The 9,651-nt window shown below is 61.9% G+C and carries 8 protein-coding genes and 1 pseudogene; 8 read left to right on the top strand and 1 reads right to left on the bottom strand.

Going from position 1 to position 9,651, the window contains the following annotated elements; all coding sequences use genetic code 11:
- Positions 1 to 2,641, bottom strand: a 2,641-nt coding sequence (gene polA / locus EN749_RS22930; protein WP_189367662.1) for a DNA polymerase I, incomplete at its 3' end; no start/stop codon positions are given.
- Between the two features lie 414 nt (positions 2,642 to 3,055).
- On the opposite strand from polA, the gene EN749_RS22925 reads away from it, so the two are divergent.
- The 8 genes and pseudogenes from EN749_RS22925 to EN749_RS22890 all read left to right on the top strand — a co-directional run.
- Positions 3,056 to 4,441 (top strand): M20/M25/M40 family metallo-hydrolase, encoded by a 1,386-nt coding sequence (locus EN749_RS22925; protein ID WP_128364028.1) that lies wholly within the window; start codon positions 3,056 to 3,058, stop codon positions 4,439 to 4,441.
- 125 nt (positions 4,442 to 4,566) lie between these two features.
- Positions 4,567 to 5,187: a ribonuclease D gene (locus EN749_RS22920; RefSeq protein WP_127809295.1), complete on the top strand. Its 621-nt coding sequence runs from the start codon at positions 4,567 to 4,569 to the stop codon at positions 5,185 to 5,187.
- Positions 5,188 to 5,291: 104 nt separating this feature from the next.
- Entirely contained in the window at positions 5,292 to 5,492 is a 201-nt protein-coding gene (locus tag EN749_RS22915) for a hypothetical protein (RefSeq protein WP_128364027.1), read from the top strand.
- Between the two features lie 215 nt (positions 5,493 to 5,707).
- Entirely contained in the window at positions 5,708 to 5,962 is a 255-nt protein-coding gene (locus EN749_RS22910) for a GlsB/YeaQ/YmgE family stress response membrane protein (protein WP_013529551.1), read from the top strand.
- Between the two features lie 25 nt (positions 5,963 to 5,987).
- Positions 5,988 to 6,134, top strand: a complete 147-nt coding sequence (locus EN749_RS22905) for a hypothetical protein (protein WP_127322522.1) — start codon at positions 5,988 to 5,990, stop codon at positions 6,132 to 6,134.
- A gap of 32 nt (positions 6,135 to 6,166) precedes the next feature.
- Entirely contained in the window at positions 6,167 to 7,081 is a 915-nt protein-coding gene (locus EN749_RS22900) for a hypothetical protein (protein ID WP_128364026.1), read from the top strand.
- Between the two features lie 155 nt (positions 7,082 to 7,236).
- Positions 7,237 to 9,075, top strand: coding sequence for an acyltransferase family protein (locus tag EN749_RS22895; protein WP_128364025.1), 1,839 nt, complete (start codon positions 7,237 to 7,239; stop codon positions 9,073 to 9,075).
- 149 nt (positions 9,076 to 9,224) lie between these two features.
- Positions 9,225 to 9,651 (top strand): annotated as a pseudogene (locus tag EN749_RS22890) (penicillin-binding protein); the annotation flags it as partial.

Here is a 9,651-nt window from a genome sequence, read left to right as displayed (position 1 = left end):
ATCTTATATCGGGGTAATGGATGCGGCGGCCGAAGATCGTTTCGACAAAGCCATGCTCGCGGGCATAGGCCTTGGTCTCCTCGATATAGTCTCGGATGCCGGGGAAGCGCTCGAAATATTTCTTGATGTAGTTGCCTGCCTCCTCGCGCGGGATCGACAGCTGGTTGGCGAGACCGAAGGCCGAGATGCCGTAGATGATGCCGAAATTGATCGCCTTGGCGCGGCGGCGGACTTCCGAAGGCATGCCTTCGACCGGCACGTTGAACATCTCCGACGCGGTGATGGCATGGATGTCGGCGCCGTCGGCGAAAGCCTGCCGCAATTGCGGGATTTCGGCGACATGGGCGAGCACCCGCAGCTCGATCTGGCTGTAATCGGCCGAGACCAGGCGGTGGCTCTTGTCGGTGATGAAGGCGGTCCTGATCTTGCGGCCTTCGGCGGTGCGAACCGGGATGTTCTGCAGGTTCGGGTCGGAGGACGACAGCCGGCCCGTCGTCGTCGCGGCCAGCGCGTAGGACGTGTGGACGCGCTTGGTGTCGGGGTGGATGAAGCCCGGCAGCGCATCGGTATAGGTCGATTTCAGCTTGGTCAGCTGGCGCCAGTCGACGATCTTGCGCGGCAGTTCGTGGCCTTCGGCAGCGAGATCTTCGAGAAGCTGCGCCGAGGTCGACCACTGGCCGGTCTTGGTCTTGGAACCGCCGGGCAGGCCCATGCGCCCGAACAGGATGTCGCCGAGCTGCTTTGGCGAGCCGATGTTGATGCGTTCGCCGATGAGCTGGTAGATTTCCTCTTCAAGGCGAGCGGCGCCCTGGGCCAGTTCGCCGGAGAGCCGCGACAGGATCTGCCGGTCGACCGAGATGCCGCGCTGTTCCATGCGCGCCAGCACCGGCACCAGCGGCCGCTCCAATCGCTCATAGACAGACACCAGGCCCTTGGCGGCAAGCCGCGGTTTCAGCACCAGCCAGAGCCGAAGCGTCACATCGGCGTCCTCAGCGGCATGAGCCGTCGCCTTGTCGATGTCGACCTGATCGAAACCGACGGAGCTTTTGCCCGAGCCGGTCACATCCTTGAGTTGGAGAGGGGTATGACCGAGCCACTTTTCGGCAAGCGCATCCATGCCATGACCATGGGGCGTGCCGGCATCGAGCACGTAGGAGATCAGCATGGTGTCGTCGAACGGCGCGACATCGATGCCGTAGCGGCTCATGATGACAAGATCGTATTTCAGATTCTGCGCCACCTTGAGAACCGATCGGTCTTCGAGCAGCGGTTTCAGCACGGCCAGCGCCTCGCGCAGCGGAATCTGGTTTTCGAGCGCGCCACCGCCGAGCAGGTCGCCATTGCCGCTCATGTGGGCAAAAGGAATGTAGGCGGCGCGGCCGGGCGCTGTGGCGATGGCCATGCCGATGAGTTCGGCCTGCATCGGATCAGCCGATGTTGCCCGGACATCGAAGGCGGCGATGCCCGCCTCCCGTGCCTCGGCCACCCAGGCTTTCAGGGTCGAGACATCGCGAATGCAATGATAGGCAGAAATATCGATCTTGCCGGTGGCCGCGCGCTCCAGCCGCAGTGCCGCGAGCAGGGAAGGGGTATCGCCTTGTTTTGACGTCTCCGCCGTCCCCCCGGCTTCGTCCGGTTCAGTGCCGGACGCGTTTCGGGCAACCGGCGGCAACCCGGCCCCGACATCTGGGCCATGAGCATGATCGGCGCGTTCGACGGTGACCGCGACGGCCTGGACGTCGCCGGCCTCGGTGCTGGTCGCTTCCGCCACACGGCGGGTCAGTGACGTGAATTCCATGGTCTTCAAGAAACCGATCAGCTTCGGGCCGTCCGGCGCGTGCAGGACGAAATCCTCCAGTCCCTCGGTCACCGGCACATCGTTCATCAGCGTCACTAGCTGACGAGAAATGCGCGCCTTGTCGGCATTGGCGATGATCGATTCGCGCCTCTTGTCCTGCTTGATCTCGCCGGCCCGGGCCAGCAGCGTGTCGAGGTCACCGAACTGTTCGAGCAGTTGCGCCGCCGTCTTCGGCCCTATGCCGGGCACACCAGGCACATTGTCGACCGAATCGCCGGTCAGTGCCTGCAGATCGACCATCTTCTCCGGCGGCACGCCCCATTTTTCTATGACTTCCGGAATGCCGATCTGGCGGTCCTTCATCGGGTCGTACATGGCGACCGTATCGCCAACCAGCTGCATCAGGTCCTTGTCGGAGGAGATGATGGTGGTATCGCCGCCGGCTTCGCAGGCGAGCCTCGCATAGGTGGCGATCAGATCGTCGGCCTCGTAGCCTTCGATCTCGACGCAGGGCAGGTTGAACGCCCTGGTCGCCTGGCGGATCAGGCCGAATTGCGGGATCAGATCTTCCGGCGGTGCCGAGCGGTTGGCCTTGTATTCGGGGTAGAGGTCGTTGCGGAAGGTTTTCGACGAATAGTCGAAAATGACGGCGAAATGCGTTGGCACAATGCCTACATCGGTGTTGCGGGCGTCGAGCATCAGCTTCCACAGCATGTTGCAGAAGCCGGAAACGGCGCCGACCGGCAGGCCGTCGGATTTGCGGGTCAGCGGCGGCAGCGCGTGATAGGCACGGAAGATGTAGCCGGAGCCGTCGACAAGGAAGAGGTGATCGCCTTTTTTCATGCCGGCAGGGATAGCGCGGCGCGGCGGCTTGGTCCATGCCAAAGGCAGCCTCGACTATCGGTTCCGGCAACACCCTGACAGATCGCCGTCACCCTGCTCACGCCTATGTTACAAAACTGTAATTTTCGTGCCCTTGAATCGCCACGTTCACAGACCCAAATACACGTCATCGGCAGTTTTCGCCGAGTCCGGAGCAAGGCCCGTCCCCCGCCTATCCCGGACACCTGCGGCAGCCTATCCCCCTCTCCGGGCTGCCGCATCGTTTCGAGTAGAAGGCCGCCGTGGTTCCCCCTCCACCACGGCGGTCTTTTTTATCCTAGACAGACGTTTGCAGCCCGTGGTCCAATGATCGCGGGCTTTTCGTTTTCCTGTCCTGCCTTTACGGTTCGGGTTCTGAATCGAAAGGCTTCACATATGTCCGCAATTTCCCCCGTCCTCGACCGTCTCGACAACAATCTCGACCAGAGCCTCGAGCGCCTGTTCGGCTTGCTCAAGATCAAGTCGATCTCCACCGATCCGGCCTTTGCCGCCGATTGCCGCAAGGCGGCGGAATGGCTGGTGGCCGAACTCAAGCTGATCGGCTTCGACGCCAGCGTTCGCGACACACCAGGCCACCCGATGGTGGTTGCGCACCATGACGGCCCGGCCGGTTCGCCGCATGTGCTGTTTTACGGCCATTATGACGTTCAGCCGGTCGATCCGATCGAATTGTGGGAAAGCGATCCGTTCGCGCCTGCTGTCAAAGAGGTCGGGCCGGATCACAAGGTGATCACCGGACGCGGGTCGGCCGACGACAAAGGCCAGTTGATGACCTTCGTAGAGGCTTGCCGCGCCTGGAAACAGGTGCACGGCAATCTGCCTTGCCGCATCACCATCCTGTTCGAGGGCGAAGAGGAATCCGGCTCGCCCTCGTTGAAGCCGTTCCTCAAAGCCAATGCCGACGAACTCAAGGCCGATTTCGCGCTGGTTTGCGATACCGGCATGTGGGACCGCGAGACGCCGTCGATCTGCGTGGGATTGCGCGGGCTGGTCGGCGAGGAGATCACGGTGAAGGCGGCCGATCGCGACCTGCATTCCGGCCTCTATGGCGGTGCCGCCGCCAATCCGATCCGGATCCTGGCCAGGGTGCTGGCCGATATCCACGACAAGGACGGCCATATCACCATCCCCGGCTTCTATGACGGCGTCGAGGAAACACCGTCGCAGATCCTGAAATCATGGGAGACGCTCGGCGAGACCGCCGAGACGTTCCTGGGACCGGTCGGCCTGTCGATCCCGTCGGGCGAAAAGGGCCGCTCCGTGCTGGAGTTGACCTGGGCGCGGCCGACGGCCGAGTTCAACGGCATCATCGGCGGCTATACCGGCAAGGGCTTCAAGACGGTGATCGCGGCGGAAGCCTCGGCGAAGGTGTCGTTTCGCCTCGTGCACAAGCAGGATCCCAAGAAAATTCGCGCTGCGTTCCAGAAATTCGTCAAGGAGCGGATTCCGGCCGACTGTTCGGTCGAATTCCATCCGCATGGCGGCTCGCCGGCAATCCAGCTTTCCTACGACTCGCCCTTCCTCGCCAAGGCCAAGAATGCGCTGTCCGACGAATGGCCGAAGCCGGCGGTGACGACGGGCAGCGGCGGCTCCATTCCGGTTGTCGGCGATTTCCAGACCTATCTCGGTATGGAATCGCTGCTGGTCGGGTTCGGCCTCGACGACGACCGCATCCACTCGCCCAACGAGAAATACGAGCTCAACTCCTTCCACAAGGGCCAGCGCTCCTGGGCGCGGATTCTCGATGCCTTGACGCGCTGAGCGGCGGAAACTCCTGTTTTCCTGTTGATTTTTCAGCGGATCGCGGCGAGGACGGGCCACAAGACAAAGCGCTGCAGCGTCCCTTGCGGGTCAGGGGACACTGTAGGGCTCGACCGGAGAAGACAATGGCCGATATCCGTTTCCACAAGCATGATCTGCCCGACCTCTCGCACTACAATGTCGGGGCAGTGGCCATCGACACCGAGACGCTCGGGCTCAATCCGCATCGTGACCGGCTGTGCGTGGTGCAGATTTCGCCCGGCGACGGCACGGCCGACGTCATCCAGATCGCGCCTGGCCAGAAGAAGGCGCCGAACCTCGTCAGCCTGCTGCGGAACCGTGGCGTAACCAAGCTGTTCCACTACGGACGCTTCGATCTTGCCGTGCTCTACAATGCGTTCGGCGTGATGCCGGAGCCGGTGTTCTGCACCAAGATCGCCTCGCGGCTGACCCGCACCTACACCGACCGCCACGGGCTGAAGGACATCTGCTTCGAGCTTCTCGGCGTCGGCCTCTCCAAGGCGCAGCAATCGTCGGACTGGGCGGCCGAGACGCTGTCGCCCGAACAGCTCGAATATGCAGCTTCCGATGTGCTTTATCTGCACCGGCTGCGCGATGTGCTCGCCGGACGCCTGGCGCGCGATGGGCGGACCAAGGAGGCCGATGCCTGCTTCCGCTTCCTGCCGACGCGTGCCAAGCTTGACCTGATGGGCTGGGACGAAGAGGATATCTTTGCCCACAGCTGACGGTCGTCCGGCCAGCACATCGCGCAGCCGGTACCGGCTGGAACCGGATGCGGGCCGCGGCGTTCTGTCGGCTCAGTTTGTCGGTGCAATTGGGGGATGATGACATGGCGGACAGAAAGCCGATTGTGACCGCGCCGACAGACGGCTCCAAGGTCTCCGTCACGTGGAAGGATAGCGACGGCGTGATCAACGAATCCATCGCGCAATATCGCGACGATGGCTGGTGGGTCTATATCGACAGTCACACCCAAAGGAAGGTCGAGCCGACCAGCTGGCGCCCTGCCGCAAGCGACGATGACGACTAGAGCAGTTCACCGTTTCACGGAAACGGCGAGCTGCTCTAACTCTTTGTTTTGACGGAATTTTGGACGGAAAACCGCTTTACACTTTTCCTAGAATTGCTCTAGTGATGGCGCCGCTGGTGAGACCGGCCGCTTTCGAATAGCCTGAAGCCGTTGATATCGAGGCCGATTCGGAGCTTTCCGTTCCGCCGTCGCCCTCTTGCTCGGAGGAACTCTCTATGGGTGTCGAAAGCCTGCTCGTCTTCATCATCATCGGTGCCATCGCCGGCTGGCTCGCCGGTCTTATCGTTTCCGGTTTCGGCTTCGGCCTTATCGGCAACATCATCGTCGGCATCGTCGGCGCGTTCATCGCCGGCTGGCTGTTTCCGAGGATCGGATTTTCCATCGGCGGCGGCACTCTCGCCGCGATCATCCATGCCACAATCGGCGCCATTATCCTGCTGGTGCTGGTCAAGGTCCTGAAACGAGCCTGAGGCTCGACAACGCAAAGAGCGCGCCATGAAACAGAATACGCTCTATCTCATCATTGGCGCGCTCATAGTCGTGGTCATTGCGCTCGGCATCTACGTCTATCGCGAGCAGACCAAACCCAAGGGCGTCGAACTCAAGATCGACGACAAGGGCATTTCGATCCAGCAGAACTAGCCTGCACCGTGGGGCAGATGCAGGAGCGCGACATGGGGGCTTCCGACGCGCCGGAAGATGACGATCCGCCCAGAATTACCGTCGCGGAATGGGAGAGGCTGAACAGGCCGCCAAGGCGCGAGGCGCTGTTGCGCTATCATTGGCGGGTGTTTCGCTTCCTGAGAGCATCCGCGCCGGTCTTCGATCTGCAGGGGCAAGAGCAGGTATTTCGCGGTGGCATAGTCGCCACCGTGGCCTTCAACCGGCCAGACGTGATCGAATGGCAGATCCACCTGGTGCGCCGATACCTGGCCGAGCACGAAAGCTACATCGTTTTCGACAACAGCAACAAGGACGATGCAAGGGAAGCGATCCGCGATCTCTGCCGTCGCCAGCATGTCCCCTATGTCGCCTTGCCGAAGAACAGGCTGGTCGTCAGCAGATCGCACGGTCAAGCGCTCAACTGGATCGTGCGGAATTTCTTGCCTGGGTTCGGGCCGAAGCTTTTCGGCTTCATCGATCATGACATCTTTCCGACTGAGCCATTTTCGATCCGCGACCGGATGGAGGGCAAGAGCCTCTACGGCAGCGTGCGGCGCGATACGCCGACACCAGGCGGCTGGTTCTTGTGGCCCGGCTTCTGTTTTTTCGATGGAAGCCTGTTGCGGCGGCGGCTGGATTTCGCCCCGAGCTACAAGTTTCATATGGATTCCGGCGGCGGCAACTGGCCGGTGCTCTACAGGTCGATGGACCCGGCGATGGTTCGGTTCGCTGAAAACAAATCGCTTCGCTTCGGCGCGGGACATGACCCATCCGAGGATTTTTTCATGGTGGTCGATGGCTGGCTGCATGTGACGAACGCCTCCAACTGGAGACGACAGCAGGTTGACAGGGGCGAACACATTCTCGCGCTGTTGCGGCAAGCCGGCGGTCCTGACCAGCCGGATGTGAAGTTCGAGCCCATCTGAAATCAGGTCTGAGGCGGGTGGTGTTGACAGAAGACGCTGAGGGGCCTGTTGCATTGCGGCCTGAAATCCAGGGGCTGCGTGGCATTGCCGTTGCCCTGGTGGTGGTTTTCCACATCTGGCCCGCGGTTCTTCCTGGCGGGTAAGTCGGGGTCGATGTGTTCTTCGTCATCTCGGGCTATCTCATCACCGGTCTGCTTGCCCGCATGGCGCTGCGCGACGGCCGCATCTCGCTGATGGCCTTTTATTCGCGGCGAGTGCGGCGACTGCTGCCGACTGCGATCCTGGCCCTTCTTGCCACGCTCGCCGGAACGCTGGTCTTCCTGTCCATGGCACGTTGGGAAGAGACGGCGATCCAGGTCGCCGCCAGTGCGCTCTATGTGCAGAACTGGCGGCTTGCCTGGCAGGCGGTCGACTATCTCGGCGCCGAGGAGGCGGCGAGCCCGGTGCAACATTACTGGTCTCTATCGATCGAGGAGCAGTTCTATATCGTCTGGCCATTGCTGATGGTGGCAGGCCTTTGGCTGGCGCGCCGTCTCGGGCGGCCAGCGAAAGACGTATTCCTCGTGGGGCTGACCGCGGTTTTTGCCGGGTCGCTGATCAGCTCGGTTGTCATCACCCGGAGCGATCCGGCCGCCGCTTATTTCGTAACCCATACCCGTCTGTGGGAGCTGGCGCTTGGTGGCCTGCTGGCGCTGACGGTCCATCGGTTCAGGGCAGGGCTGCCATTGCGCGCCGCAATGGCGATGACCGGTATTGGCGCCATCGGGTTTTCAGCGCTTTTCTTTTCCGCCTCGACGTCATTTCCTGGCGCTCTTGCGTTGCTGCCGACCCTGGGAACGGTGCTCATCATTGCCGCCGGCGGCATCAAACTGGGCCGGTTTCGCGGGCTTAACGCCAGCATCCTTTGCTATGTCGGCGACCGGTCGTATTCGATCTACCTCTGGCATTGGCCGCTGGTTGTTTTCTATTCGGCGCATCGCCCCGCCGCCGGGCTCCTTGCAGGTGTCGTGCTGATCGCCCTGACGCTGGCAATCTCGGATTTGTCCTACCGATATGTCGAACAGCGCTGCCGGCAGCCGCGGTCGGATACGGAACGGAAACCTCTGGCCTATGCCACTGCCGCCGTTGCCGTATGCGTGATGGTGTCGGGTGGGCTCGGCTATGCGCTCGACAGGCAAGACGTCGATATCAGCCTGATCGGAACACCGAATTATCCAGGGCCGGCAGCGCTGCTTGCCAACGCTTCGGTTCCGCGCGACGTGCAACTGCTGCCATCCCTCGGCAAACTCAGGCGTGACGTACCGATCGTCTATCGACTGAAATGCCATCAGGAGCAGGACAGCACGCAAGCTGTGGACTGCCAGCTCGGCGATCCCCAGGGAACCAGGACCATTGTCGTCGCAGGCGATTCACACGCAGCACAATGGATCCCTGCCATCGACAAGATTGCCAGGGACCGCAAGTGGAAATTGGTCACCTTCACCAAGGCTGCATGCCCTTTCACCCTTGCCGCTGTGACGGATGACGGTAAGCCGTATGAGGCCTGCGCAACATGGCGCGACAACGTTCTCGCCGAGATCAGGAAATTGCGGCCAGACCTGATGTTCACCAGCCAGTCTCGCTATTCCGACACACCGGAGCCGGCAATGATCGACGGTTTGCGCAGCATCTGGAGCGACTTGAACAGTGCCGGCGTGCGCATTATCGCCATTCGTAACACGCCTTTCGTCAAGTTCGATCCCGGTGATTGCCTGGCCGCCGATCCCGACAAATGCGTCAACGCGCGACAGGAGGTGGAGACGAGTGATGTCTTCGCCCTCGCCGCGGGGACATTGCCGGGGGTCCGTGTCGTTGACATGAACGATGCCTTATGTGGCAAGGACAGCTGTTCGGCCGTGGTCGGCAACATCATCGTCTGGCGCGACCATCACCATATGACGGCCACCTATGCGCTGGCGCTGGCGCCCTATCTGGCGAAGGCGGCGGGTCTCTAGCGAGATATCAAGGCGTAGCGGCTTTTTCGCATCAACATCGTTGACCAACGCCAGGGCCGGCATTCGAACACGACTTAACCCGCCTTTAAACCGCCGCATCTACTCTTCAACCCGAACGCCATAGGCATCGGGGATATCAAGCACAGCGCATGGCGAACCGCAGGGACAGTCGCATCGAACCCAATTTCGAGGGGCCGCCGCAGGCGCGGTCCTCGGCGGGTCTTTCGGTGAACGAGGAGGATCGCGTCGTGCCGAGCAATCGCAAAGCCTCCGCAAAACGCAAGCCGGCCAAAGGGAAATCGTCGCGGGCCAAGCGCGGCAGAAGCCGGCGCGGCCTGTTCGGCGTGCTCGGCCGGCTGTTCTACTGGTGCTTCGTGTTCGCCATCTGGGGCGGCATCGCGGTGGCCGGCATCGTCGTCTACTATGGCGCCAAGATGCCGGCGGCGACGACCTGGTCGATTCCCGACCGCGCCCCCAACATCAAGATCGTCTCTGCCGACGGCCAATTGCTCGCCAATCGCGGCATGAGCGGCGGCGAGGCCGTCGGCCTGCATGAAATGTCGCCCTATATCCCGG

Source organism: Mesorhizobium sp. M7A.F.Ca.ET.027.02.1.1, assembly GCF_004022985.1.
Lineage (GTDB): Bacteria > Pseudomonadota > Alphaproteobacteria > Rhizobiales > Rhizobiaceae > Mesorhizobium.
This window is presented reverse-complemented; position numbering and strand designations above follow the sequence as displayed.